Annotated in this window: 21 protein-coding genes and 1 pseudogene; 13 read left to right on the forward strand and 9 right to left on the reverse strand. The window is 62.0% G+C overall.

Going from position 1 to position 26,392, the window contains the following annotated elements; all coding sequences use genetic code 11:
• Nucleotides 1-8: 8 nt before the first annotated feature.
• Both pdxT and pdxS read right to left on the reverse strand, forming a co-directional pair.
• Nucleotides 9-641, reverse strand: coding sequence for a pyridoxal 5'-phosphate synthase glutaminase subunit PdxT (pdxT, locus tag L6758_RS06380; RefSeq protein ID WP_237205178.1), 633 nt, complete (start codon nucleotides 639-641; stop codon nucleotides 9-11).
• Nucleotides 641-1,559: pseudogene (gene pdxS / locus L6758_RS06385) on the reverse strand (pyridoxal 5'-phosphate synthase lyase subunit PdxS). The gene pdxT and the pseudogene pdxS overlap by 1 nt, the downstream one beginning before the upstream one ends.
• Nucleotides 1,560-2,095: 536 nt before the next feature.
• Between pdxS and L6758_RS06390 the strand changes: the two are divergent.
• From L6758_RS06390 to L6758_RS06415, 6 genes are all read left to right on the forward strand, one after another.
• Complete coding sequence (locus L6758_RS06390; protein WP_237205179.1) at nucleotides 2,096-3,547, forward strand: glycoside hydrolase family 16 protein; 1,452 nt, start codon at nucleotides 2,096-2,098, stop codon at nucleotides 3,545-3,547.
• 237 nt (nucleotides 3,548-3,784) lie between these two features.
• On the forward strand, nucleotides 3,785-5,347 hold the full coding sequence (pdxR, locus tag L6758_RS06395) for a MocR-like pyridoxine biosynthesis transcription factor PdxR (RefSeq protein ID WP_440480464.1): 1,563 nt from the start codon (nucleotides 3,785-3,787) through the stop codon (nucleotides 5,345-5,347).
• Nucleotides 5,348-5,405: 58 nt separating this feature from the next.
• Nucleotides 5,406-6,056, forward strand: coding sequence for a hypothetical protein (locus L6758_RS06400; RefSeq protein ID WP_237205181.1), 651 nt, complete (start codon nucleotides 5,406-5,408; stop codon nucleotides 6,054-6,056).
• A 68-nt stretch (nucleotides 6,057-6,124) separates the two neighbouring features.
• Entirely contained in the window at nucleotides 6,125-6,535 is a 411-nt protein-coding gene (locus L6758_RS06405; protein WP_237198304.1) for a hypothetical protein, read from the forward strand.
• A 489-nt stretch (nucleotides 6,536-7,024) separates the two neighbouring features.
• Nucleotides 7,025-8,524 carry a CoA-acylating methylmalonate-semialdehyde dehydrogenase gene (locus L6758_RS06410; RefSeq protein ID WP_237205182.1) on the forward strand — a complete coding sequence of 500 codons (1,500 nt, stop codon included), beginning with the start codon at nucleotides 7,025-7,027 and terminating at the stop codon, nucleotides 8,522-8,524.
• Nucleotides 8,525-8,536: 12 nt separating this feature from the next.
• On the forward strand, nucleotides 8,537-9,622 hold the full coding sequence (locus L6758_RS06415; RefSeq protein ID WP_237205183.1) for an enoyl-CoA hydratase/isomerase family protein: 1,086 nt from the start codon (nucleotides 8,537-8,539) through the stop codon (nucleotides 9,620-9,622).
• A gap of 104 nt (nucleotides 9,623-9,726) precedes the next feature.
• Here L6758_RS06415 and L6758_RS06420 read toward each other — a convergent pair whose 3' ends face one another.
• A complete protein-coding gene (locus tag L6758_RS06420; RefSeq protein WP_237205184.1) occupies nucleotides 9,727-11,496 on the reverse strand; it encodes an AMP-binding protein in 1,770 nt (589 codons plus the stop codon).
• Nucleotides 11,497-11,784: 288 nt separating this feature from the next.
• On the opposite strand from L6758_RS06420, the gene L6758_RS06425 reads away from it, so the two are divergent.
• From L6758_RS06425 to L6758_RS06450, 6 genes are all read left to right on the forward strand, one after another.
• On the forward strand, nucleotides 11,785-12,990 hold the full coding sequence (locus L6758_RS06425) for an acyl-CoA dehydrogenase family protein (RefSeq protein WP_237198308.1): 1,206 nt from the start codon (nucleotides 11,785-11,787) through the stop codon (nucleotides 12,988-12,990).
• Nucleotides 12,991-13,021: 31 nt separating this feature from the next.
• On the forward strand, nucleotides 13,022-13,783 hold the full coding sequence (locus tag L6758_RS06430; protein ID WP_237205185.1) for an SDR family oxidoreductase: 762 nt from the start codon (nucleotides 13,022-13,024) through the stop codon (nucleotides 13,781-13,783).
• A 54-nt stretch (nucleotides 13,784-13,837) separates the two neighbouring features.
• On the forward strand, nucleotides 13,838-14,767 hold the full coding sequence (gene mmsB, locus L6758_RS06435) for a 3-hydroxyisobutyrate dehydrogenase (RefSeq protein ID WP_237205186.1): 930 nt from the start codon (nucleotides 13,838-13,840) through the stop codon (nucleotides 14,765-14,767).
• 26 nt (nucleotides 14,768-14,793) lie between these two features.
• A complete protein-coding gene (locus L6758_RS06440; protein WP_237205187.1) occupies nucleotides 14,794-15,573 on the forward strand; it encodes an enoyl-CoA hydratase in 780 nt (259 codons plus the stop codon).
• 80 nt (nucleotides 15,574-15,653) lie between these two features.
• Nucleotides 15,654-16,346, forward strand: coding sequence for an MOSC domain-containing protein (locus tag L6758_RS06445; protein ID WP_237205188.1), 693 nt, complete (start codon nucleotides 15,654-15,656; stop codon nucleotides 16,344-16,346).
• Between the two features lie 204 nt (nucleotides 16,347-16,550).
• On the forward strand, nucleotides 16,551-17,558 hold the full coding sequence (locus L6758_RS06450; protein ID WP_237205189.1) for an LLM class flavin-dependent oxidoreductase: 1,008 nt from the start codon (nucleotides 16,551-16,553) through the stop codon (nucleotides 17,556-17,558).
• A 92-nt stretch (nucleotides 17,559-17,650) separates the two neighbouring features.
• Here the strand turns inward: L6758_RS06450 and L6758_RS06455 are convergent, their stop codons facing one another.
• The 4 genes from L6758_RS06455 to L6758_RS06470 form a co-directional block, all read right to left on the reverse strand.
• Entirely contained in the window at nucleotides 17,651-18,226 is a 576-nt protein-coding gene (locus L6758_RS06455; protein WP_237205190.1) for a YdhK family protein, read from the reverse strand.
• Between the two features lie 29 nt (nucleotides 18,227-18,255).
• Nucleotides 18,256-20,532: a heavy metal translocating P-type ATPase gene (locus L6758_RS06460; protein ID WP_237205192.1), complete on the reverse strand. Its 2,277-nt coding sequence runs from the start codon at nucleotides 20,530-20,532 to the stop codon at nucleotides 18,256-18,258.
• 362 nt (nucleotides 20,533-20,894) lie between these two features.
• Nucleotides 20,895-21,110, reverse strand: a complete 216-nt coding sequence (locus L6758_RS06465) for a heavy-metal-associated domain-containing protein (RefSeq protein WP_237186744.1) — start codon at nucleotides 21,108-21,110, stop codon at nucleotides 20,895-20,897.
• Between the two features lie 77 nt (nucleotides 21,111-21,187).
• Nucleotides 21,188-21,535, reverse strand: coding sequence for a metal-sensitive transcriptional regulator (locus tag L6758_RS06470; RefSeq protein ID WP_237186745.1), 348 nt, complete (start codon nucleotides 21,533-21,535; stop codon nucleotides 21,188-21,190).
• Between the two features lie 157 nt (nucleotides 21,536-21,692).
• On the opposite strand from L6758_RS06470, the gene L6758_RS06475 reads away from it, so the two are divergent.
• Nucleotides 21,693-23,798: a glycoside hydrolase family 15 protein gene (locus L6758_RS06475; protein WP_237205193.1), complete on the forward strand. Its 2,106-nt coding sequence runs from the start codon at nucleotides 21,693-21,695 to the stop codon at nucleotides 23,796-23,798.
• Between the two features lie 127 nt (nucleotides 23,799-23,925).
• On the opposite strand, the gene L6758_RS06480 is transcribed toward L6758_RS06475, so the two are convergent.
• Entirely contained in the window at nucleotides 23,926-24,645 is a 720-nt protein-coding gene (locus L6758_RS06480; RefSeq protein WP_237205194.1) for a LysE family translocator, read from the reverse strand.
• Between the two features lie 157 nt (nucleotides 24,646-24,802).
• The gene (locus L6758_RS06485) at nucleotides 24,803-26,341 is read right to left on the reverse strand and encodes an ATP-binding protein (RefSeq protein ID WP_237205195.1); all 1,539 of its coding nucleotides are present in this window, start codon (nucleotides 26,339-26,341) and stop codon (nucleotides 24,803-24,805) included.
• Nucleotides 26,342-26,392: the final 51 nt, after the last annotated feature.

Here is a 26,392-nt window from a genome sequence, read left to right on the forward strand (position 1 = left end):
GCGAGAGCCTAGGACGCCTCCGCCCGGCTAGCCAGACCCAGCAGGGCCCGGTGCACGGTGGTGTCGCCGGTGAGTTCCGGGTGGAAAGAGATGCCCAGCATGTGGCCCTGCTGCACCCCGACCACCTGCCCGGCATGACGGACCAGCACGGTGACGTCCTCACCCACCCGGGTGACAATGGGTGCTCGGATGAAGGCGGCCTTCACTGGTACCTGCCCGCCTGCATCGGTAAGCTGACCGGAGCCGTCCGCCCCGGTAGCGCCCCAGGCCAGCTCGGTTTCTGCTGAATCCACCTGGGAACCAAAAGCGTTACGGCGCACGGTCACATCGAGTAGGCCCAGGGTCTGCTGGTCGGCGGCCGGGTCCTCAATGTCTCGGGCCAGAAGAATCAGCCCGGCACAGGTGCCCAGGGTGGGCAGGCCACCCGCAATAGCCTCAATCAGGGGCTGCCGTAGGCCAAATATCCTGGTCAACCGGTCAATAGTCGTAGATTCCCCACCGGGAAGCACCAGGGCATCCAGCCCCTCCAGCTCCTCGGGGCGCTTGACCAAAACCACCTGCGCCCCCAGCGCCTCTAGCAGGGACGCGTGCTCGGCGACCCCGCCCTGCAGGGCAAGGACGCCAACAACAGGGGGAAACACTACCAGCCACGCTCCGCCAGGCGGTGGGGGGGCGGGCAGGTCTGCCACGTTGATACCGACCATGGCCTCACCCAGGCCACGGGAGGCATCCGCAACTGCTGCAGGGTCGTTGTAGAAGGCGGTTGCCTTGACGATGGCCTTGGCACGGGCCTCGGGGTTACCCGACTTGAAGATGCCGGAGCCGACGAAGACGCCGTCCGCACCCAGCTGCATCATCATGGCAGCGTCAGCCGGGGTTGCCACGCCGCCAGCGGTGAAGAGCACGACGGGCAGCTTGCCGGTTTCGGCGACCTCGCGTACCAGTTCGTAGGGGGCAGCGAGCTCCTTGGCCTTGACGTACAGCAGGTCGGGGGCGGTGGCGTGCAGGGCTTGCAGCTCGGCAATCTGGGTCTTGATGGTGCGGATATGCTTGGTGGCTTCAGAGACGTCACCGGTGCCAGCCTCGCCCTTAGAGCGAATCATGGCAGCGCCCTCGGTGATACGGCGCAGGGCCTCACCCAGGTTGGTGGCACCGCAGACAAAGGGCACTTTAAAGGCGTGCTTGTCGATGTGATTGACGTAGTCAGCGGGGGAGAGGACCTCGGATTCGTCGATGTAGTCAACCTTGAGGTGTTCCAGAATTTGGGCTTCTACGAAGTGGCCTATGCGGGCCTTGGCCATGACGGGAATAGAGACAGCGTCGATGATTCCCTCGATCATGTCGGGGTCGCTCATGCGGGCCACGCCGCCCTGGGCGCGGATATCGGCGGGTACACGTTCGAGGGCCATGACGGCCACGGCGCCGGCGTCCTCGGCGATTTTGGCCTGTTCGGGGGTGACGACGTCCATGATGACGCCGCCCTTGAGCATGTCGGCTAGGCCGCGCTTGACGAGGGGGGAGCCGGTAACGGTGGTTTCTGCGGTGTTGTGTTCAGTCATGGTTTCAACTGTGCCCGCCGATGTGGCCTAAGAATAGGGCCAGTTTCTAGCAAAGTTTTTAGACCACAGGTAGCGAGGCGGACGCCCGTCAGCACGTTTTAGGGGGCAATTTGTCCCCAAAAGCTAAAATTTTGCCCCCTCCATGCCGAAGGGTGAAGAGGTTTGGGGGACAAAACTGCAGCAAAATCTTTGAAAAAATGAGCTGATTTGCCCAAAAAACCCGACCTTGGGGACAGGCTGAAAATTTTTTCCAAAAAATTTTTTCACCAGACAAGCTAGACTTTACAAGGCAAAACAAAAATACTTGATGCGGAAAGTGGCATTTTTGTCCCCATCTCGCCTTGTCTTGTCCCCCAAACGTCCTATAAAGTTTTCAACCGAAGCACAAAGGGCTAACCCAAAGCCCACAGGCTCCACCCAGGAGCCGCACGAACCCACCCAGGGTTCACCCCGAGATTCCCCAAGAATCTCAACCACCCCAGCTCTCCCCAAGAGCTTCCCATCCCAAACAAGTACACACGAAAGAGACCCAAACCATGCTTTCTGTATCCCGCCGCAACTTCCTGTCACTGACCGCCGCAACCGCCGTAGCGACCGCACTGACCACCCAGGCAGCGCACGCAAACACCGGCATGGTACTCAACGGCAATGGCCTGGCATCAGGCGTCCTGCGCTTTACCCCCCTGGCAGACGTCAACTACACCTCCCCCTTTGCTCAGGCATTCACCGATGCTCGTGCCTTCACTACCGTAGGCACCAAGCACTCAGACGCCCTGGTGGAAGCAACCTACACCACCTCACGTCCTGCAGCAGGTACCGTTTACACCCGCGTCATCGCACGACGCAACAGCACCGGTCGTGACTACTACACCGCGATGCTCTCCATCGCCCACAGCGGCACTATGACCCTGCATATCGAGCGTGTGATGAACCACCGCACCGTTGTACTCGGTCAGAAGGTTCTGGCAACCGCAGCCCCCTCCGCCGCCTTCTCCTACGAGCTGGCTCTATCTGTCCGCGCAACTCGTCTGGTTGCTCAGGTCATCATCAATGGCCAGACCGTTGAGAGCCTGGTATCCAACGACAACCAGGTCCCCTTCCACGCAACCCCCCAGGGTGTCGGCACCGGTATCAGCGCCTACGCAGGCCGTACCGTTCCCTCTACCCACCTGGTCAAGGTCGAGAAGTCCAAGGCGGATAACTGGGGTGAGCACCGCGGTGCCCTGACCGCCTCAGGCTGGGGCAAGCTCATCTTCGAGGATGACTTCAATAACGGCGCAATCGATGGCACCAAGTGGCGCGTGCGCGATAAGTCCTACGTAGGCTACGACTCCGGCGTCAACCTCAAGGAAGCTGTCACCATGGGCGACTCCTCCGCCAAGATTTGGCTGAAGAAGCTGGCTACCCCCGTCACCTACAAGGACGGCAAGCTGCGCGAATGGGCCACCGGCTACATCGACACCATGGGCAAGTTCTCCGCTGAGAGCTTCCGCCTGGAATACCGCGCTAAGCAGCCCGCCTCAAACCCCACCCACATCGGCGCCTGGGGCGGCATCTGGATGCGCCCCAACAACACCGCTCTTCTCGGTGAAATCGACATCTCCGAGTCCTACGGCTACACCTCCGGTAAGCAGAAGATTGATATCTCTAACCGCTCTGAGGGTACCGTTCACTACGGCCAGCAGCAGGGTAACAAGGCTAAGAAGAACGCCCTGATTCCCGTACTGGGCCAGAACCTTGCCGATGAATACCACACCTGGGCAGTTGAGAAGACTCCTGCCGGCATCAAGTTCTTCTTTGACGGGGTTGAATACCTGTTCGTCTCGTCAGAGGATCCTCGCTACCAGGCCGCACTGCCTGCTGGTGAGAAGTTCAACATCCGTTTGTGCATGCAGGCAGGCAATGCCTACTGGGGCGGTCTCGCTGAGTCCACCCGGGATTGCGCAATCGAGGTTGACTACGTACGCGTTTGGGAGTACGTAGGCTAGTCAGATTCCCTGGGAAGAATCTGATGCGAGAGGGGTACCGGCGCCAGCAGCCCGGTGCCCCTCTTCGTTTTGTTTGGGATAGTGCCCGCCGCGTGTGCTTCGCGGCGGGCATTTTTCGTGGTGGACATTTGTCGTGGGGTGCGGACGCCGGTGGGCTAGTATCGGGGGAGCGCGGCTTTGATGTGAGGGGAGTGTAGCGTGGCGAAGTATTCGCGGTTTGATCAGCTGCCGGTAAGCGTGTCCCGGTCGGCGCCGGGTTCTTTGCCGTCGCAGGTGGCTGAGCAGATTCGGGCTCTGGTGTTGGGTGGTTTTCTGGTGGCGGGTGACCCGCTGCCTTCTACCCGTGCACTGGCTGAGCGGCTGAATGTTTCACGTGGAACGGTTGTTTTTGCGTATGAACAGCTGGTGGGCGAAGGGTATTTAACCAGCGGACGCGGGGGCACCCGCATTGCTGCCCATCTCACCCTGGGAGCTGCGGGGGTTTCCCGGCCGACTATTTCAGTGGGGGAGGTGGGCTATTTGCGTCCTGCCGCCGTGGGCGGGGAGGCGGGGCTGGCGTCTGCGTGTCTACCGGCCTCGAATACCGGTCTTGTCCGCCCCACTACCCCCGAGGTTATCGATCTTCGCCCGGGCAGCCCCGATACCTCTCTGGTGGCAAGCTCCACCTGGCGGGCTGCCTGGCGACAAGCCGCTGCCAACCCGGGTACTGCCCACCCGCCGGCGGGATCCTACGAACTGCGGGTGCAGCTGGCTGAGCACCTGAGACTCATGCGATCGGTACTGCGCGGCCCCGATGACCTCTTGGTAACTGCCGGTGCCCGTGATGGCTTTCGTCTGATTCTTACCGCCCTGCGGCGCAGGGTGCGCAACCGTCCGCTTCGAATCGCGGTGGAGAACCCCGGCTACCCCTCCCTGCACCGCATACCCCTTGCCTTTGGTCACGAAATCCTACCGATTGAGGTTGATGGGCAGGGCCTTAACCCTGCCCACCTGCCTACGGGGCCTAACCGGCCCGACCTCGTCCTCATAGCCCCTAGCCACCAGTACCCGCTGGGGGCTTCCATGCCGCTAGCGCGCCGCCTGGAACTGCTGGCCTGGGCTCGCACCCACGACGCCCTGCTCGTTGAAGACGATTATGACTCCGAGCTGCGCTATGTTGGCGACCCACTGCCCGCCCTGGCCTCCCTTGACCGCCCGCCGCTGCCCGGCGGGGCCGAAGCTCATCCGGCCCGGTGGGCCTCCGACCGGGTGGTGACGCTTGGCTCCTTTGCCAAGATGCTGGCACCCGGCCTCAACCTGGGCTATGTGGTGGCCCCGCGACACCTACAGGCTGACCTGCTAGAACTGCGTGCCGATTTGGGCAACCCGGTGTCATCGGTCGTGCAGGACGCTATGGCGGCCTTCCTCGCTGCGGGCGGGGTGCGCCGCCATACAGCGCGTATGCGTCGGGTTTACCGCGGACGCCGGGAGCAGGTACTCACCGCCCTGCAGGGTTTGGATGGTGCCCGGGTTCTACCCATGGATGGCGGCCTTCACACGGTGCTTCACCTGCCCGGCATTGATTCTGCCCGGGGGAGGGGCATCGAGGGCGAACTGGTTGAGGCCGCCCGCCTAGAAGGCGTGCTTGTGGCCCCGCTGGGGGATTACTGGTCAGCACGGGCTGAGGCGGGCGAGGCCCTATATGGCCTGGTGCTTGGTTTTGGGGCCGTCAGTGACCGCAAGCTGGCTCTCGGTCTGGAAAGTTTACGGCAGGTGTTGGAAGGCTGCTCTGCTGGTCTAGGTGCCCATTCTGACCACTAGGGCGTAACAGGCTGCCGGTAGCTCAGCGGCGGTCAGCTTGGCTGGTTAGACTGGTGGGGTGACTTTTGATTCTCAGCACTCCGATTTCCAGCAATCCGATTCCAAGCCCTCCACCCCCCACCCGGCTAGCACCGGTCAGCAGGCTGCCCCCAAGCGTCCGGCTGATCCGGCACTTGCTGCTGCCCTCACCGGACCCACCCTGGTGCACGCTCTAGTGTTTCTAGCTTTTGGTCTTACCACGGTCTTTTGGCAGCAGCCGACCCTGGGCGTCATTACCGTCATGCTGGGGCTCTATATGCTGGGCTACGCGGGGGCGTCCTATCTGACAGCGCAAACCCTGCGCCGCGTGGGTGATTCCGGCACCGCCCAGGCCTTTACCTCTATTGCCCTGGTGCAGGCCGCCGGTGGTGTGCTAGCTTTTGTGGCCCCCCGCGGGGAGTTCTGGCTGACCCTCATCGCCGCCTGTGTGTTGGGTTTGACCGGTGTGCTCAAGCTACTTGCCGGTATGCGCACTAAAGCCAGCAACCCTGCGGCCCGCGACTGGCAGCTAGAGGGAACTATCGTGACGCTTTCAGCTGCTGCTCTGCCCGTGGTTTCTGAGATTGGCGATAAGGCCATTATGGGTACCGCCGGTGGCGGCGCCCTGGTGGCCGGTATTTTCTTGGTAATTGGGGCTCTGACCCTGCGCGCGGACGCCCGTCGCAGCTAGGAGCTGTCGGGCAAAAGTGGCGCTCACCCCGTAGACTGGTGGAGAGTTTGTTTTCAGGAGGAATGGTCTTGGCTCAGAAGAGTGAATCACCCAATCGTGGGTTTAAGGCGCAGGTGCGCGGTCCGCTGATTATTGCGGCGGTCTTGGCCCTGGTGGCTTTCTTAGGCATCGTGGTTTTTGCAACTGGCGGTACAAATAACACCCCGAACGTGGTCTTGGCTCTGACTGTTGCGGGCGCCGTTTTCGTGGTCACCCTGGTCATGTGTGCAACCCTGATTCTGGTGGAACGCCCCAACGACCCCGAGCTGGGGGAGGGTACCGGCATTAACCGGTCCTCCGCCAAGCTGTACGCGGAGGCTAAGGCCCGCCGTGAGGCCGAGACCAAGCGCCGTGAGGCTGAGGAAAAGGAGCGCTTGGCCAAGCGCATTGACGAGGCTAATGCAGCTCAGAAGAAGGGCGAATCTGACCCCTCGGCATAGGCGCCGGTAGAAGACGGGAGCTACCCTGCGGGTAGCTCCTTTCTTTATGCCTGCTGGGAGCGCAGCTGGCTGCCCCTGAGTCCCGCGGGGTGTTGCTCACTGGGGGCGGGGCCGCTCAGGTAACGGTGCAAGAGCTGGGCACTTTGTGTGCGCCCTTAAAAGGTAACGGGGGCAGGTTCTGACGCTCCAGGCGGCAACCGGTGCCGACCTGTGTGAGACTCTAGAGCGTGCGGTGAAAACCAGCGACCGCTTGGTACTTCTCGAAGTTCTGGTGGATCGCCACGATGTCCCCGACCTGCTGGAGCAGAGGGTGGAAGCCCAAAAGTAAGGGGGGTATCTTAACTTTTCCCTATGGATTTTCTGTCTGTCATGCGCTAATGCTGCATATTCTGTGTAACAGCCCGCCCACCCCTATGCACCCGTCTATTTTTTCTGTATCGTGTGAGCTGATGCACAGAAATCTGTGCGCCCTCACGGAAGGAGGCTTCGATGACGAAGCAGTTAACCCACTACGTCGGCGGCGCCCATCGCCCCGGAACCTCAGGTCGTTTCGCCGATGTCTACAACCCCAGCACCGGCCAGGTGCAGGCCCAGGTGCCCCTGGCGTCCGCTGATGAGGTGCGCGATGTTATCGCCAACGCCGCAGAAGCCCAGGCCAAGTGGGCTGCTACCAACCCCCAGAAGCGCGCCCGTATTCTGCACCGCTTCGTGGACCTGGTCAACCAGAACGCCGACGAGCTGGCTGAGATGCTCTCCCTCGAACACGGCAAGACCGTAGCCGACGCCCACGGCGATATCCAGCGCGGCCTTGACGTCGTCGAATTTGCCACCGCCGCCCCCCACCTACTCAAGGGCGAATACTCCGACTCCGTAGGTACCGGCATCGACGTCTACTCCATGCGTCAGCCCCTGGGCGTGGTCGCTGGTATCACCCCCTTTAACTTCCCGGCCATGATTCCCCTCTGGAAGTGTGGCCCCGCGATCGCAGCTGGTAACGCCTTCGTCCTCAAGCCCTCAGAGCGTGACCCCTCCGTGCCCCTGCGTCTGGCTGAGCTCTGGACCGAGGCCGGCCTACCCGACGGTATCTTCAACGTGGTCAACGGTGACAAGGAAGCCGTAGATACCCTGCTCGATGACCCCCGCATTAAGGCCGTCGGTTTCGTGGGCTCCACCCCCATCGCCCAGAGCATCTACGAGCACGCCGCCCGCACCGGTAAGCGCGCCCAGTGCTTCGGTGGCGCCAAGAACCACCTGATCATCATGCCCGACGCCGACCTCGACCAGGCGGCCGACGCCCTGATCGGCGCAGCCTTCGGCTCTGCCGGTGAACGTTGCATGGCTATCTCTGTGGCTGTGCCTGTCGGCCAGGTTACCGCCGACGCTCTGGTTGAAAAGCTGGTCGAGCGCACCAAGACCCTCAAGGTCGGCCACGCCCTTGACCCCGAGGCAGACTTCGGCCCCGTCGTTGCCGCCAGCGCCCTCGAACGTATCGAAGGCTACATCGCCGCAGGCGAGAAGGAAGGCGCCGAGCTACTGGTGGACGGACGCGGAGTTAAGGTCGAAGGCCACGAGGGCGGCTACTACGTCGGTGCTACCCTCTTCGATAAGGTCACCACCGATATGTCCATCTACCGCGAAGAAATTTTCGGCCCCGTCCTTTCCGTGGTGCGCGTCGATGACTTCGAAGAGGCCCTGGCCCTGCCCACCAACCACGAGTTCGGCAACGGCGTTGCCATCTACACCCGCGACGGCGATACCGCTCGCGAATTCGCCCGCCGCGTCGATGTGGGTATGGTAGGTGTGAACGTGCCGATCCCCGTGCCGATTGCCTACTACACCTTCGGCGGCTGGAAGGCCTCCGGCTTCGGCGACCTCAACCAGCACGGGCCCGACGCTTTCCGCTTCTACACCAAGACCAAGACGGTAACATCCCGCTGGCCCTCCGGCATTAAAGAGGGCGCCAGCTTCGTTATGCCCACCGGCAACTAAAGGAGGCCCACCGTGACCGATACGCCCGGCACCCAGCCGACCGAGAGCGTCCTGACCGAAAAACGCGGCAGCCTGGGGGTTATCACCCTGAACCGCCCACGCGCGGTCAATGCCCTCAACGCCGAGATGATGGAGCTGATGAACGCAGCCCTGGACGACTTCGAGCAGGATTCCGGCATTACCGCCGTCCTCCTGCGCGGAGCTGGCGAGCGGGGACTCTGCGCTGGTGGCGACGTGGTAGCCCTCTACAAGGCCACCGGCGAAGACCCGGCTCAGGGCGTGGACTTCTTCCGTGTGGAGTACACGCTCGACCTGCGCATCGCCCGCTACCCCAAGCCCTTCATCTCCCTCATGGACGGCCTGGTGCTGGGCGGCGGCGTTGGCGTTTCAGCCCATAGCTCCCACCGCATCGTCACCGAACGCACCCGCACCGGTATGCCCGAAACCGTTATCGGCTTCTGCCCCGACGTGGGCGGTCTCAACATCCTGGCCCGCGCCCCGCAGAACCTGGGCACCCTCATGGCCGTCACCGGCCTGCACGTGACCGGGGCGGACGCGCTCGCCGTCGGTATGGCCGACTATTTCGTGCCGTCTGAGAAGCTCGATGATCTGGTTGCTGCCCTTGAGAATGCTGAGGGGGCGGACGCCGTCACCCGCGTCATTGAGGGCTTTGCGGCTGATGCACCTGCCTCCCAGCTCGTGGAGAACGCCCACTGGGTTGAGGGTGCTTTTGCCGCTGATACCGTTGAGGAAATCCTTGAGAAGGTCCAGGCGGTGGCTGATTCGGGGGCAGGCGGCGCCGAGTTCGCCGGTACGGTTCTGGCGGCCCTGCAGAAGAACGGGCCGACCGGTATGAAGGTGGCCCTGGAAGCTGTGCGCCGGGCCGGTAGCCAGAGCCTGGCAGAAACCCTGAATCAGGACTTTGTGACCTCCTGTAATGCCCTGACCCATCACGATATGCGTGAGGGTATCCGGGCCCAAGTGGTCGATAAGGACCGCAACCCGCAGTGGTCCCCGGCCAGCCTGGCGGAGGTCTCGCGCGAGAGCGTCCTGGCCTTCTTCACCCCCACGAAGGCGGGGGAGCTGGGTCTAGCCTAAAGATGCAGTCACCCCACCACGAATGTGACTCATATTCCCGAAAGGGTGTTGTTTTAACGCCCGCTTGGGAATATGAGTCACATTCGTTGTAGAGAAAGATTTGCCTAGCCCTTGAGATCCGGGAAGTCCGTGTCGGCGAACTCGTGGCCGTAGCCCTCGGTGGTGGTGCGGGCGGCCAGAGCTGCGGCGGTCTTCTCGCCGTGGCGGCCGTGGAACTCGTTCTCACGGGCCCGCAGTTCCACACGGCGAATCTTGCCCGAAATAGTCTTGGGCAGCTCGTAGAACTCGATGCGGCGCACCCGCTTGTAGGCGGCCAGGTGGTCGCGGGCGTACTTGAGAATATCCTTCGCGGTCTCAGCCGTCGGCTCGTGCCCAGCGGCCAGCACAATGTAGGCCTTGGGCACAGCCAGGCGGATCTCGTCGGGTGAGGGAACCACCGCAGCCTCAGCCACAGCCGGGTGCTCAATGACCACGGATTCCAGCTCAAAGGGGGAGAGCTTGTAGTCGGAGGCCTTGAAGACGTCGTCGGCGCGGCCCACATAGGTGAGCACCCCGTTCTCGTCCCGCTCGGCAATATCGCCGGTGTGGTAGAAGCCCCCGCGCATGGTGTCCTCGGTTTTTTCGGGGTCCCCCTTGTACTGGGTCATCAGGCCCAGCGGGCGGGCATCGCCCAGGCGGATGCAGATCTCACCCTCGGTTTCAGAAATCTCATCGGTAGCCGGGTCAATCAGCACAATGTCGTAGCCAGGCAGGGGCTTGCCCATAGCGCCAATCTTGATGGGCTGGCCGGGTGTATTGGCAATCTGCACGGTGGATTCGGTCTGCCCAAAGCCGTCTCGAATATCCACACCCCAGGCGGTTTTCACCTTGGAAATTACTTCGGGGTTCAGCGGTTCACCTGCGGCAACGACCTTGGTGGGCGGGGTTGCCAGCTGGCTCAGGTCAGCCTGAATGAGCATGCGCCAGACGGTGGGCGGGGCGCAGAAGCTGGTGACCCCGAACTTCTCCATGTTCTGCATGAGGGCAGCAGCGTCGAAGCGGGAGTAGTTGTAGATAAAGACGGTTGCCTCAGCAATCCAGGGGGTAAAAATATTGGACCAGGCATGCTTGGCCCAGCCGGGGGAAGCTACGTTCAGGTGAACATCACCGGGGCCCATACCAATCCAGTACATGGTGGAAAGGTGGCCTACAGGGTAAGAGGTGTGGGTGTGCTCCACCATCTTGGCCCGCGAGGTGGTGCCCGAGGTGAAGTACCAGAGCAGGGGCTCGTCGCCCCGGGTGGGGGCGTCCGGAGTGAAATCGGTGGGAGCAGACGCCGCGTCCAGGTAATTCAGGTGGGGGTGCTTGGTCAGGGCCCCCTCGGTCTTACCGTCTGTTTCGATCACGGTGAAGTTGCCCTCAACTCGCTCGAATTTGGGCACGTTCTTGCTGTTGGTAATGACCCATTCGACCGTGCCACGGCTGATGCGTTCGTCGAGGTCAACCGGCTCAAGCATCTCGGTGGAGGGCATGAGAATAACGCCCAGCTTAATGCCGGCGAGCATAAGCTCCCAGAGCTCTACCTGGTTGCCCAGCATGAGAATCACACGGTCGCCGCGTTTCACGCCTACCGACCGTAGCCAGTTAGCCACCTGCGATGACCGCTGAGACATTTCTGCATAGCTCACGCTCACGCTGGAACCGTCCTGCTCCGCGATAATCAGGGCGGGGGCGTCCTTGCGTTCCTCGCTAGCAGCTACCTGATCAAACCAGTCGAGGGCGAAGTTGAAATGCTCAAACCGGGGCCAGGTGAACTGTTCGCGCGCGGCGGCATAGTCCTCGCGCAGGGCAACAAGCTGATCGCGAATGGTGCGGAACTCTTCGGTAACGCTCATGAGTAACCTCTTTCGGCAATAAACCACACAAAAATAGTGGCATGGGTCACGATTGGGTGCTGTGAGTCACTATAGGGGAGGGGTGGCGCCCCTGCCAAGACCCTGTGGAAAAATCAACGACAGTGAGCCTGTCTGCGCGTAACGAACCAATTAATTCCCCCAAAAGCTACCCGGCGGCCCCCAAGGTGGAGTACATTCAGAGCTAAATATGGCTTGACTCACACAAGAAGCGCGGGTGAACCCCGCCCGTGAGTTGCACACGACGACGTTGCACAGGAGAGCTACCCTATGAACACCCACATCCGCGGAATGGTCAAAAACCCACCCGAAAAGCCCCTGCCCTTCCCCGACATCGACCCCTTCGGCGTCCTCAACCTGCTACCCGACCACGAAAAAGAGTGGTTCTTGCGCATCCGCACCTACCTGCAAGAAGAAGTACGCCCCCAAATCGTTGACTACTGGAACACCGAAGAATTCCCCCTGCATCTGCTTGAAGGCATGGCTGAAGTGGGCCTGGCCCGCCTTGAAACCAGCGGCACCTCCTGGCTCTTCCGCGGCCTGGTCTACGCAGAAGTAACCCGGGTAGATGTCTCGCTCTCAGCCCTGGTCGGTATTCACAACGAGCTGGTGCTCGGTATGATCAACATTCTCGGCTCCAACGAGCAGAAAGCCGAGATGCTCTCGAAACTCGAAAGCTTTGAACTCACCGGTGCCTTTGCCCTGACCGAGCCCGACCACGGCTCCGATATCGCTGGCGGCCTCGAAACCAGTGCCACCTTTGACGGCGAAAACTGGGTCATCAACGGCGAAAAACGCTGGATTGGCATGGGTACCATCGCCGACTTCGCCCTGGTCTGGGCCCGTGATACCGCCGACCAGCAGATTAAGGCCTTCATCGTACCCACCGACGCCCCCGGCTATGAGGCCGAGAAGATTCGCAACAAGATTGGCCTGCGCGTCATGCAGAACGCCCACATCACCCTCACCGACGTGAAGGTGCCCGCTAGTGCCCACCTGCCCGGTGCCGTCAACTTCGACGCCGCCAACGAGATGCTGCGCAACTCCCGCGCCTGGGTGGGCTGGCAGGGCTACGGTATTCAGCTGGGTATCTTCGATATCGCCCGCGACTACGCCATCACCCGCCAGCAGTTCGGCAAGCCCCTGGCTAAGTTCCAGCTCATCCAGAAGAACATCGCAGAAATTATGAGCAACACCCAGGCGGCCCTGGGGCTCATGATGAACTGCGCCCGCATGCAAGAAAACGGAACCCTCGACATGGTTCACGCCGCCATGGCCAAGGCCACCACCACCAAGCTGGCCCGGCAGAGCGCCTGGCTGGGCCGGGAAATCCAGGGCGGCAACGGCATGACCACCGACTACGAGATGGCCAAGTTCTTTGGGGACGCCGAAATCCTCTACACCTACGAGGGCACCTACGAAATCAACTCCCTTATCGTGGGCCGGGCCCTGACCGGCTACTCAGCCTTCGTCTAAACCCCTCACCTCCCACCTGAAAGAGAGCACCATGGATCTCACCAACACCACCGCCCTGGTCACGGGCGCAGCCTCGGGTATCGGAGCAGCAACCGCCCGCGCTCTGGTTGCCCGCGGCGTGCACGTCTACGGCCTCGACCTTCCCGCCGGTATCGAGAAGGCCGGGGAGGTTGATGGCGTTACCTTCCTGCCCGGCGACGTCACCGACTACGCTGCCGTTGAAGCTGCCTTCGAGCAGGTGGGGCAGGACGAGCGCCCCCTGCGTACCGTAGTCAACTGTGCCGGTATCGCCCCGGGGGCCCGCGTCCTCTCCAAAAGGGGGCCGCACGACCCCGCCCTCTTCGCTAAAACCGTCAGCATTAACCTCAATGGCACGTTCAATGTGCTCACGGCCGGGGCGGCCCTGATGGCCACCCAGGAGCCGGTGGAAGGCACAGCCGGGCGGGGCGTCATTATCAACACCGCCTCTATCGCCGCCTATGAGGGGCAGATTGGTCAGATAGCCTACGCGGCCTCTAAGGGTGGGGTCGTTGCTCTCACTCTGCCTGCCGCCCGCGATCTGGCCAGCTCAGGAATCCGCGTGAACACCATCGCCCCGGGCATTGTTGATACCCCGCTCATGGCCGGTATCACCGAAGAGTTCCGTGAAGAGCTGGCTAAAAACGTGCCTTTCCCGCAGCGCCTTGCAGCTCCTGCCGAATACGCCGACCTGGCTGTTTTTATCGCCGAGCATGACTACATCAACGGCGAAACAATCCGCATGGACGGCGCCCTGCGCATGACCCCCCGCTAGGCCTCACCTCGGAACCGACGAGACAGAATAGCCCACCTTATAAGGGAGAAGAAGATGACCACCACACCCACTATTGCTTTTATCGGCCTGGGGCACATGGGCGGCTACATGGCAGCCAACCTGGTTTCTGCAGGCTACACCGTGCATGGCTTCGACCTGGTGCCCGCAGCGCTCGATGCCGCCCGTGACCGCGGAATCCAGGTCGCTGCCAGCGGTGAAGAAGCCGCCGCTCAGGCCGATATCGTCATCACTATGCTGCCTGCTGGCCAGCACGTTCTGGGAGCCTACGGCGGACGCGAGGGGCAGGGCGGTCTGCTGGCAGCGGCTAAGCCCGGCACCCTCTTCGTGGACTGCTCCACCATCGAGGTAGAGCACGCCCGCCAGGCAGCCGACCTAGCTGTGCAGGCCGGCATGCGGGCCGTCGATGCCCCGGTCTCCGGCGGTATGGTGGGGGCCGAACAGGGCACCCTCACCTTCATGGTGGGTGGCGCTGAGGCAGACGTAGACCAGGTTCGCCCCCTACTTGAGGTGATGGGCAAGAAGGTGGTGCACTGCGGCACCAACAGCACCGGCCAGGCCGCCAAAATCTGCAACAACATGCTGCTGGGTATCACCATGGTGGGAGCCTCTGAGGCCTTCGTGCTGGGTGAGCGTCTGGGGCTTGATGCCCAGGTGCTCTACGACGTCATTTCCACTTCGTCCGGCTACTGCTGGGCGGTCAACGTCAACTGCCCGGTGCCCGGCCCCGTGCCCGGGTCGCCTGCCAACCGCGACTACGAACCGGGCTTCGCTACCGCCCTCATGAGCAAGGATATGGGCCTGGCAGTTGCTGCCCTCGACACCGCAGGGGTCAACGGTGAACTCGGCAAGCACGCCGCAGATATCTATACTCACCTGGTAGAAGAAGGGCGTGGCACCAAGGACTTCTCAGATGTCATTAACGCCATTCGCGAGGCCGACGGCTCACCCGTCTCAGGTATCTAACCCGCCCACAGCAAGGAGAAACACCCGTGACTACCTACGAGAACATTCTGGTTGAAACCCGCGGCCGGGTAGGGCTGATTACCCTCAACCGCCCCAAGGCCCTCAACGCCCTCAACGATGCCACCATGCGCGAGGTTGTTGCCGCCGCAACCGACTTCGACCGCTCACCCGAGGTGGGGGCCATCGTCCTGACCGGTAGCGAAAAAGCGTTTGCCGCCGGTGCCGATATCAAGGAGATGTCATCCCAGACCTACGCCAGCATGTACGCGGCCGACTGGTTTGCCCACTGGGACAACCTCACCCGCCTGCGCACCCCCATCGTGGCTGCCGTGAACGGCTATGCCCTGGGTGGTGGCTGTGAGTTGGCCATGATGGCTGACATGCTGGTGGCTGGGCCTTCCACCAAGTTTGGCCAGCCCGAAATCAACCTGGGGGTCATTCCCGGTATGGGTGGCTCCCAGCGCCTGACCCGCGCTGTCGGTAAGGCCAAGGCCATGGACCTCTGCCTGACCGGGCGCTTTATGGGGGCGGACGAGGCTGAGCGAGCGGGGCTGGTCTCCCGCCTGGTGGAGCAGGACGCTGACGTCCTTCCCACTGCCCTTGAGATGGCAGAAACCATCGCTTCTAAGTCAAAGTTCGTGGCCCAGGTCTGCAAGGAGGCCGTTAACGCCGCTTTTGAGACCACCCTGGCCCAGGGTATCCAGTTTGAGCGTCGCACCTTCCACGCTCTTTTTGCTACAGAGGATCAGAAAGAGGGCATGGCTGCTTTTGTGGAGAAGCGGGAGGCAGATTTTAAGCACCGCTAAAGCTTCATGCCCTCCGAAAAGTGCAACTTCCCTGTCAAAAGTGACGGGCAGTTGCACTTTTCAAGGGGTATCTTGAGGGTATGAATAAGAGTCGCCTAACCCCTACCGCCCCCGGCCTGTCTGCTGCAGTCGCGAGCGTCCTATCTACCAACCTTGGTACTAAGATGCCCAACCCGACAGGTAAGGGCGCTACCGGCATCAATAAGCAGTCGGTAGGTTCGCTGGATGTCTTCGCCCCGGCGCCCGGCTACGGCAATGGCTCTGGTGTGATTGGAGACTTTGTGGGGGACGCCAAGCATCACGGCGGTGCTGACAAGGCGGTTTACGCTTTTGCCCGAGAGGAACTGGATTACTGGTCAGAACGACTAGGCCGCCCTCTGGGGAATGGGCAGTTTGGCGAGAACCTCACAACTTCCGGAATTGTTTGGGCACAGGTGCTCGTCAACCAGCGTCTGGCGGTGGGTTCCGCTGTGCTTGAGGTGTCGGTGCCACGCCAGCCCTGCCGCACCTTTGCCGACTGGCTGGGTCAAAAAGGCTGGGTAAAAACCTTTACCGAGCATCAGGACGCCGGTGCCTACCTCCGGGTGATTGAGCCGGGTACGATTACAGCCGGGGATACTATTACTTTTCTACCTGCCCCCGATCACGAGGTGACTATGGGGCAGGCCTTTGCAGCCGCTATGGGTGACCGTGCCGCCATGCAGGCGGTGGTAGAAACAGGCTGCTACCCGCCTTTCTACCACGACCGGCTACTGGCTAAACTGGGGCGCTAGCTGGCTTGTCTGTCTACTTCATGCGGTTTATTTTTTGACTTAGCCTTTGATAGGAAAAATGCCTTGCATCCCTTCGAAAAGTGCAACTGCCGTATGAAAAGTGACGGGCACTTGCACTTTTCCGACGGCATCTCCCTATCGCCCGCAATGCTTTCCTGGTAAAGTAATGCCTGTAAGGGCAATCAACCTGAAAGGCATACAACCGTGGCACCTAAAATAGGCTTCCTCTCCTTCGGCCACTACGGTGACTACCCCGGATCCAAAACCCGCACCGGCGCCGACATGCTCCACCAAGCCATCGATCTAGCGGTCGGCGCTGAAGACATCGGGCTGGATGGGGCCTTCTACCGCGTCCACCACTTCGCCCAGCAACAGATGTCCCCCTTCCCCCTACTGGCCGCCGCAGGGGCCCGCACCTCCACCATCGAGCTGGGCACCGGCGTCATCGATATGCGCTATGAAAACCCGCTCTACATGGCAGAGCAGGCAGCCATGGTCGACCTCATTGCCGGTAACGAGCGCCTACAGCTGGGTATCTCCCGCGGCTCACCCGAGACCGTCTACAAGGGCTTTGCCCACTTCGGCTACCTACCTGCCGAGGGGGAGGACGAGTCTGACATGGCTCGCCGTCACACCGCCCTCTTCCGCGAGGCCATCGCCGGGAAGGGTATCGCCCAGAGCGTTTCTGACCCCACCCAGCTCGATCCGATTACGCCCCAGTCACCCGGCCTGCCCCGTCGTATCTGGTGGGGCGCTGGCACCCGCGACACCGCCCGCTGGACCGGCGAGCAGGGCATGAACCTGATGTCCTCCACCCTGCTGCTGGAAGATACCGGTGTGCCCTTTGACCAGCTGCAGGCCGAGCAGCTACGTATCTTCAAGCAGGCTTGGGCGGACACCGGGCACGAGGGCACCCCGCGCACTTCGGTTTCGCGCTCGATTATCCCGATTATCGATGAGCAGAGTAACTACTACTTCGGCCTGCGTGCTCAGGCTGAGGGGCAAGACCAGGTCGGTATTCTGGACGGTGCTGTCTCCCGCTTCGGTAAGAGCTACATTGGTGAGCCCGACAAAATCGCCGAGGAACTGGCCCAAGACGAGGCTGTGGCAGAGGCAGATACCCTGCTGGTGACCATTCCCAACATGCTGGGAGTGGACTTCAACCTGCGCCAGCTGGAGGCAATCGTCCGCGATATTAAGCCCGCGCTCTAACCCCGCCCCTAGCAAGGGGACCGCAAAACTTCAAAAGGACCGCATAATATGCGGTCCTTTTGAAGTTTTGCGGTCCCCTTGAGAATGAGGAGTTACTTGACCCCTTCAATCTCGGATTCAGTGACCCACTTATGGTTCTTCATGGTCATACCACCGGCAGTGAAGTCCACCATATAAACGGTCTCATCGGTGGATGATTCAACCGTCCCCTCAGCTCCCTGCATACCGGTCATGTGCTCAGCCTCGATGGTCACGGGGGCGCCGTCGGAAAGGCGCTCACTCCCGGCGTCCGCCAGTTCTTCCTGCACAACCCACTTGTGGTCGGTGACGGGGTCAGAGCCATCGGTAGGGGTGTAGTTCACCGAGTAGGTGTAGGTCTGGTAGGCGCCCACGATGGTGGCGGTAGCCCCGTCCATACCACTCATGTGGTCAGCGGCGAGAACAACCTCGGTGCCAACCGGGTAGGTGGGGTCTGATGCTTCAGCGATACCGGCAGGTGCGGGCCCGCCATCTGTCGGGTGGTTGGCGTGATCAGCGTGGGCTGCGGCAGCTGACGAGACCAGAGCCTCAGCCTCGTTTTTAGCATTTGACTCGTTGGACCCGCAGGCGGTCAGAGCCAGCAGAGATAGGGCAGCGAGGGCGAGGACGCGGGTGGGTAGGGTTTTCATAGGTGCCTCCTGGGGCGTTGGTTGGGGTGTTAGGAAAAGCGGAGCAGTCGGGTGGAGTTGAGTACCACGAAGACTGAGGAGAAGGCCATGGCTGCTGCTGCAATCATGGGGTTGAGCAGGCCGGCTGCTGCCACCGGAATAGCCACCGTGTTATAGGCAAAGGCCCAGAAGAGGTTGCTCTTAATGAGTCGCAAGGTGGCCCGCGAGAGTCGAATGGCTGTCGGCAGTGAGCTTAGGTCGCTGCGCACAATGGTCATGTCGGCAGCCTCCATAGCCACGTCGGTGCCCGACCCCATGGCCACGCCTACATCGGCCTTGGCCAGGGCGGCTGCGTCATTCACACCGTCGCCCACCATGGCGACCCCCACCCCGCCCTCTTGTAGGCGGGTGATGGTGGCCAGCTTATCGGAGGGGCTAACTCCCGCATAAACATTCGCGGAGTCAATGCCCACCCGGGCAGCTACCGCACGGGCGACGGGTTCGGCGTCCCCGGTCAGTAGAACCGGGGTGAGCCCCAGCTCCTTGAGTTCTGCCAGGGCTTCGGACGCCCCCGGCTTGGGGGTATCTTGCAGGGCCAGCAGGGCCGCGGGTTGCCCGTTGAGAGCAAGGACGACGGTGGTGCGCCCGGCCTCCTGCCCGGCCAGTAGGGCGTGGGTGTGGGCTTCGCTCAGCTCGATACCTTCGGCAGCCAAGAAGCTGGCCTGACCCACTAGAGCCGTGATTTCTCGGCTTTCACCCGAGGAAACCTCTTCCAGCAGGGTGGCTCGCACACCCCCGCCGGGGGCTGACTCAAAGGCGGTGACTTCAGGCAGAGAGGAACCCGCTCCAGCCGCCTGGGCTGCCTGGGTGATAGCCCGGGCAATGGGGTGCTCAGAGCGGCTCTCAGCCGCCCCAGCCACCACGAGCAGACGCCCTGCGTCCTGGGCTTCAAAGCCCGCAAGGGGAGTTACCTCAGCCAGGGTGAAGGCGCCGGTGGTGACGGTGCCGGTTTTATCGAGCACCACGGTGCGCAGGTGCTTGGTGGATTCGAGCACCTGGGCTGAACGAATCAGAATACCCAGCTGGGAACCGCGCGAGGTGCCTGCCAGCAGGGCCGTAGGGGTAGCCAGACCCAGGGCGCAGGGGCAGGCGATGACCAGCACCGACACGGCTGCGGTAAAGGCAGCGTTGAGGTCGCCGGTCAGCAACAACCAGCCTGCCAGGGTGGCCAGGGCCAGCCCAATGACAATCGGAACAAAAACCGCAGAAACCCTATCTGCTAGGCGGGCGATAGGAGCCTTGGTGGACTGGGCCTCGGCCACGGTGCGGCTCATCTGGGCCAGCACGGTATCGGCCCCCACCCGGGTTGCCCGCACCGTCAGGGAGCCGGACGTATTGACGGTCGCCCCGACAACAGCGTCCCCAACTTCCACCTCAACCGGCACAGACTCACCGGTCAGCAGGGAAGTATCCACCGCCGAGCGTCCTTCGACAACCTCGCCGTCCACCGCGATTTTCTCGCCGGGGCGCACCAGAAAGGTGTCTCCGGGCAGCAAATCCTTGACGGGAATCTGCACTTCCCGCCCGCCCTGCAGCACCGTGGCCGATTTAGCTCCCAGGTTCAGCAGGGCCCGCAGGGCCTGGGAGGACCGCCGGGCGGTACGGTGTTCAATGGTGCGGCCAGCCAGCAGGAAGAGGGTAATCATGGCGGCGGCATCGAAGTAGAGCATATGGTCCATACCGTGCCCGCCTGCGGACGCCCCGTGGCCGGCATGGGCGGTCATGGCCGGATCCATGGCCAGCTGCCAGAGCGAAAAAGCGTAGGAGGCAACCACACCCAGAGAAATGAGGGTGTCCATGGTGAATGAGCCGTGCCGCAGGTTAGTCCAGGCCGGGCGGTGGAAGGGCATAGCTGCCCAGGTGGCCACCGGTAGGGTCAGGGCTGCGACCACCCAGCCCCAGTGGGGGAACTGGAAGGTAGCAAACATAGACATCAGAAAGACCGGCAGGGTGAAGAGCGCCGCTACCCACAGGCGCGGGGCGAGCGAATCCTGCCCGGCCTCGTCCGCCTGCTCCACGGCGTCCTGCTTGAGACTGGCCGAGTAGCCGGCCTTCTCGATGGTCTCAATCAGCTGCTGGTCAGTGACCGAGGCAGGCGCAACCACACGGGCGGTTTCCAACGGAAGGTTAACCGAGGGGTCCACTCCAATTTTCTTGAGCTTGCGCTCCACCCGCCCCACGCAGGACGCGCAGGTCATACCCCCCACATTCAGATTCACGATGCGGGTGTCACCGGTGAAAACCTCAGCGGTGGATTGGGTTGGCATGATGCCTTCTTTCACTTGATGTGTTTGGTGCTTATAGGGTGCTTGGGGCCGGGCATATATCGCGGGCTGTGGAGGGCGGCTTTGCCCAGGGGCGAGCACCTCTCCCTATGGGGTGCGGACGTGCGTCTCTGCCAACTAACCTTCTCGCGGGCTCGCAAGCTCGCGCGCGATTCATGCCAGCCCCAGCCAGTTGGCTGCCGACGCGCGCCCGCACCCGCGGGCGATGGAGGGCGGCTGGCGCCCAGCTGGCTCCGGGGCTGGCGTGAATTGCGACGAGCCTCCAGGCGAGGAGCAAGAGGGTCGCTGGGCAAAGCCGCCCTCCAGAGCCCAAGAAAAATGAGCCGGCAGAGCGCGCTAGGAGATTAGGCGACGGGGGTGAAGCCGGCCTCTTCGATGGCGGCTGAGACGGCTGCGGCGTCCAGGTCGCCGGTGTGGTTGATGGTGACGGTGGATTCGCCGTCCTTGACCACATCGACCTCTACGCCGGTGACGTTCTCAATCTCTTCGATTTCTTCGCGCACGCTCATGGCGCAGTGGTTGCAGGTGAGGCCGGTTGCCTTGACGATGGTTGCTGACATGGGGTTTCTCCTTATGAGGTAAGGGGGCGCGGACGCCCGTACTTGCGGTGGCGGGAAGCGGTGGGCTTCTGCCGTGTTTAGCTCTTAATCAGGCGGGTAATGGCTGCCATGGCCTCACTGATTTTGTCGTCGAGCGGGGCGGTGTCGCCTGTGGTTTCTGCCTGGGTGGCAGCTTCGACGACGCAGTGCCGCACGTGGTCTTCCAGTAACTGGATGGAGACGCTGTGCAGGGCCTTGTTGATGGCAGAGACTTGGGTGAGGATGTCGATGCAGTAGACGTCCTCGTCGACCATGCGTTGGATGCCGCGTACCTGCCCCTCGATGCGGCGCAGGCGCTTGAGGTAGGCGTCCTTATCGGCGGTGTAGCCGTGCTGGTGCCCCTCGTGCGGGCTGGCCTGGTGGGTGGCACAGTGTTCTTCGCTCATGCCTTAAATATATACCCCCTAGGGGTATGTTTACAAGAGGGTGGTTTCTTGAAAGTAACCGAAATTGCCATAGGTGCGGAAAAAGAACGCGCTAATGAAAATTTCGATTACCTTCAGCACCGCCGGTCGATACTAAGCGCCCTGTTAGACTGGTTCTATGGCTTCTTTCATCGAGGATTACGCCCTGCTCTCAGATATGAATACCGGTGCGCTGGTGTCGCGAAGCGGCTCCATCGACTGGTTCTGCGCCCCGCGCTTTGACTCCCGCGCGGTCTTCGCGGCCCTTTTGGGGGAGCGGGAACACGGACGCTGGCTGCTGGCTCCCCTTGAGTCGGTCAACCCCGCCCCGGTGGAAGAGATCCGCACGGAGCGTTCCTACCGCGAGAACACCTTTATTCTGCAGACCGTCTGGTTTGTGGGGGACGCGTCGGTGCGCGTCACCGAGTTTATGCCGCTTTCGGGCGGCACCACGATTGTGCGCAACGTGGAGGGTTTGACCGGTGAGGTCACCATGTATCACGAGCTTGCCCTGCGCTTTGATTACGGTAAGACGATTCCCTGGGTTACCCGCTATGAGGGGGTGGACGCTGCTGGTGCCCCCGACCCGTCCGCCGACATGCTGGTGGGTATGGCTGGCCCCCATGCCCTGGTCTTCCGGGGTGATTCCCTGCCTGAGGGCGACCCCGAATCTAAGGCCGAAACCTTCACCGTTTCTGCTGGTCAGAGCTATACCTTCACCCTGTCTTACTTTGCGTCTAACCACAATCCGCCTGCCCCGGTGGACTACCCCACGGCCCTGACCTACACCCAGGAGCAGTGGCAGGAGTGGTCCGATCTCTACAGCCCCGCAGACTCCCTGCCAGAGGCTGAAGATGAGGACGCCGCCCCCGCCTACCTGCCCGAGGGCGGGCAGGTGCCCACCGGCGTCCGCGCAGCTGACCCCCAAGAAACAGAGCCGGCCGCTATTTCGGCGGTGCGCGAGGTTGAAGAGCTGGAAGAAGCTAAGACCTCCTCACTTCTGCTTGAAACCGGCTCCAACACCGCCGCCCCCGAGGTCGACGAAGCCACCTACCATGAGCTGGCCCAAACTGCTGCGAGCCAGGTTGTTGCCCCCACCGCCGAGGATCACCGCGAAGAGGCCAACGCCCGCTACCGGGAAGCCCGCCTGCGGTCCCTGCTGGTTCTACGTGCCCTGATTTCCCGTGAAACCGGTGCCCTGGTTGCCTCTGTGACCACCTCTCTGCCGGAGGTGCTTGGGGGTAAACGTAACTACGACTTCCGTTTCACCTGGCTGCGCGATGTTGCCATGGCCATGGACGTAACCCTCACCCACGGCCACGAACGCGAAACCGCCCAGCTGCGTAACTGGATTCTGCGCGCTCTGGCCAACAACCCGCGCCGCATTCACGCGGTCTACGGCCTGGCCGGTGAAAAGGACGACATCGAGCGCCGCCTTGCCCTGCCCGGCTATGAGGGCTCCCAGCCGGTCAGAAGCGGCAACGGGTCGGGTGACCAGTTCCAGGGGGACGCCCTGGGCCAGGTGCTCGTTACCTTCGCCAACCTGCGCGAAGCGGGCGTAGCAGAAGACCACCTCTCCTGGCCCATCCAGAAGGCCCTGCTCAACGCCGCCACCGAACGCATCGGCGACACCGACCGCTCCATGTGGGAGACCTTCGGCGAACCCGCCGTCTACACCCACTCCCAGGCCATGCTCTGGGCAGCCTTCGACGCCGGCGTTTCCGCCGTGCGCGACTTCGGGCTCGATGGTGACGCAGCCACCTGGGAACACTGCCGTGACGCCGTTGCCGATGAAATCCTGAGCCGCGGCTTCAACGCCGACCTGGGCTGCTTCGTCTCCACCTACGGTGGCACAGCCGTGGACGCCTCCCTGCTGCAGCTACCCCAAATTGGGCTGGTTGACTGGGACGACCCCCGCATGCTGGCAACCGTTGAACGTATCGAAGCGACCATCCGCCACTCCTCGGGCATGATTTACCGCTACGACAACTCCGACTCCCAAGACGGCTTTGAGGGGCAGGACAACCCCCACTTCATCTCCTCCCTCTGGCTGGCAGAGCAGTACATCCGCTCCGGACGGGAGGCGGACGGACGCACCCTCATCGACACCGTCCTGGACTGCGCCAGCGATCTTGGGCTGATGAGCTCCGAGTACGACTTTGAACAGCAGCGCCTCACCGGCAACTTCCCCCAGGCCCTGGCCCATATCTCTCTGATCCGGGCTGTGGAGGCGCTGGGGCTATAGAAAAAGGTATTGAGCAGGTGGGTATACCTCTGCCTGCGACCCTCTCGCCGGTTCGCTAGCGCTCACGGGCGATTCACGCCAGCCCCGAGCCAGCAGGCTTTCGGTATACCCACCTGCTCTAAATTCTCTAGAGTAGCTTGTGCGCCGCCTCCACCAGGATCAGCACGCCAAAGACCAGGAGCACTGACCCCGCGATGCCGTCGATGACGAGGGTGGCGCGCGGGTGCAGTAGCCACTTCACGGCCAGTGAGGCCAGCGAAATGATGAGGGTAAACCAGAGCACGTTAATGCCGCCGTGGATGAGGGCTAGTAGGCTTCCCATGATGAAGGGTTGCACGCTGGCGACCATAAAGGGCGGCACGCTGGCGATGTAGAAGACCGCGATTTTGGGGTTGAGAATGTTGGCAATGAAGCCGGCGAGAAAATCCTTACCCACCCTGTGTTCGCCAGCGGGGGTGGGGGCGTCCGCTCCGTTAACTCCGGGTAAGGACGCCGCAGGTGCGGGCAACGAGGCCAGGGCGGCTTGGTCGGTTTTGAGGGCGGTCACCTGCCCCCAGCGCCTGAGGTTGAGCAGGAACTTGATACCCAGGTAGATCAGGTAGAGGCCACCGGCCACGGTGATGAGGTCAAAGACCAGGGGAGCGGCGGCCATGAGCACGGCTAGGCCGGTTGCGGCGGTGATACCCCAAATGAGCAGGCCTGCGGTGATGCCGAAGACGCAGGCGTAGGCGCTTCGCCGCCCCCCTGCGACCAGGGAGCGCAACACCAGGGCGGTGTCTGTGGCCGGGATAATCGTGATGAGGAAAGCGATGCCGGCGAAACCGATGAGGGCCTGGGTGAGAGTCATGGACTCCACTGTAAACTAGGGGTAAACCCGGTTCAATTCCATGTATGCAGCCGGTCTCAGCTGGCAGTTGTACTCGGCCTACGGTGGCTATGCGGTAGCCCTGCTGCCCCATCTGGTGTTGGGCAGGCTCAACCACTCCGAACTGCCCGGCGTCGTCCTAAACCACCCAGCGGTAGCCGGTTCCCTTGCGTCCTCGCTCACCCACCATCGCAACTAGGCCCGCATCAAGGAGCTGCTCTACCGCGTAGCGAACCTGGGCGGGGCTGAGCCCAGTCTGGTTGGCAAGCTGAGCGCGTGTAAGTACCTGCCCGGACGCAAGCGCCTGTGCAATAAGAGGGGTATTCTTGCCGACTCCCTGGGGTAGAACCGGAGCAGGGGCTTGGGGCTGAGGGCTCGGGTTGGCTACCGGGGCTGGGCGTACAGGTTGTTCCTGGCGGACAGGCAGAGGGTGTTCTGCAAACCAGAGAACCACCCGAAACTTGACCCCGGTATCGGTAAAAATAGGGGCGGGTGCTCCTGCTGCTTCGAGGGCCTGCTGGACCTCCCGAATCCCTCCGCCCTCGCCCTCAATAACCCGAGCCCCATCTGATGTCTCACTGTTCTTCATCAGGTGGTAGAGCCTCTGATTGACCGCTGCCTGAGCGTGTTCTTCGCTCAGGAGCTGGTGGGTAGAAAGTCCCCGCAAACCACCGGGGCTCTCAACGATGAGGCACTGCTCTGTGATACGGACCTGCACAGATTTGCCGGTGCTGAGCGTCAGGGGGCTCAGGTCGCGGTGAACTAGGGCATTGGCAATGACCTCGCGCACTGCGGTCATGGGCAGAACCGTTTGGTCGTAAAGCTCCCCACTGCTGTTGTAGACCTGGTAGGTGGGGAGGTTGGCCTCTACCCAGTTCGTGAGGTCCGCAAGCAGGTCAGGCACTGCTCCATCGAAATGCTCAAGATTGCGGCTTCGCGACGTGCCGTTGCGGGTGGTGAGGACGGCGGCGGTCACCCCGAGCGCAGGTTCAGGGCCCTGCGGGTAAAAACCTAATCCGTACACACCCGCTACAGTGGGAGTGCCCTGGGGATCTAAGACACCTGTTGCCCTGAGAATATCTTCGTCCTCTAGCTGCCGCATACGCCTGCTGCTTGCCCGAGTGTGCTCCAGATAGTTCTTAACGAGCTGGGGGTTTAAATCTGCCCTGGTACTGTTGGGGGCAGGCTGGGCATCATAGCGAATGTGCTCAGAAGTGTGGAGTTTAGCAATCTCAATCATGCGCAACTCTACGGGGTTCATGGCGTAGTCGCCGTCTGACTGACGAAGATACGATATGCCCTTGTAGGTGGCAGGCTTGTCTGTGATGGGGAGCCCCTGGACTTCAACAATGAGCACGGTAGCGAGCTCATCCTCTTCTGGGGAGAGGGACGTGAACTCTAGATACGGGGCCGGAATAACATCGTTTCGGTTATGTGCAGCGATTGCTGCTTCAAGCTGGGCAACCTGGGGTACTCCGGTAACGGTGAACCCTGCCTTCTCGTCGACACCTAGGATAATAGTTCCGCCACTAGGCATATTGGCAAAGGCACAGAGGGTTTCCCCTAGCCGGGTCGGCATGCCTCCCTGGGCTTTTTTGACTTCAATGGTGGTGGTGTCACCTTGGCGCTGACGTAGCTGTTTGAGGGTTTCGGTAAGGCGTTCGGGTGTCCAGGTCATGGTTAAAGCATGGGGTTGTCATAGTGAAAAGTCAACATCATTGCTAACCAT

Source organism: Rothia nasimurium (assembly GCF_928382285.1).
Classification (GTDB): Bacteria; Actinomycetota; Actinomycetes; order Actinomycetales; family Micrococcaceae; genus Rothia; species Rothia nasimurium_E.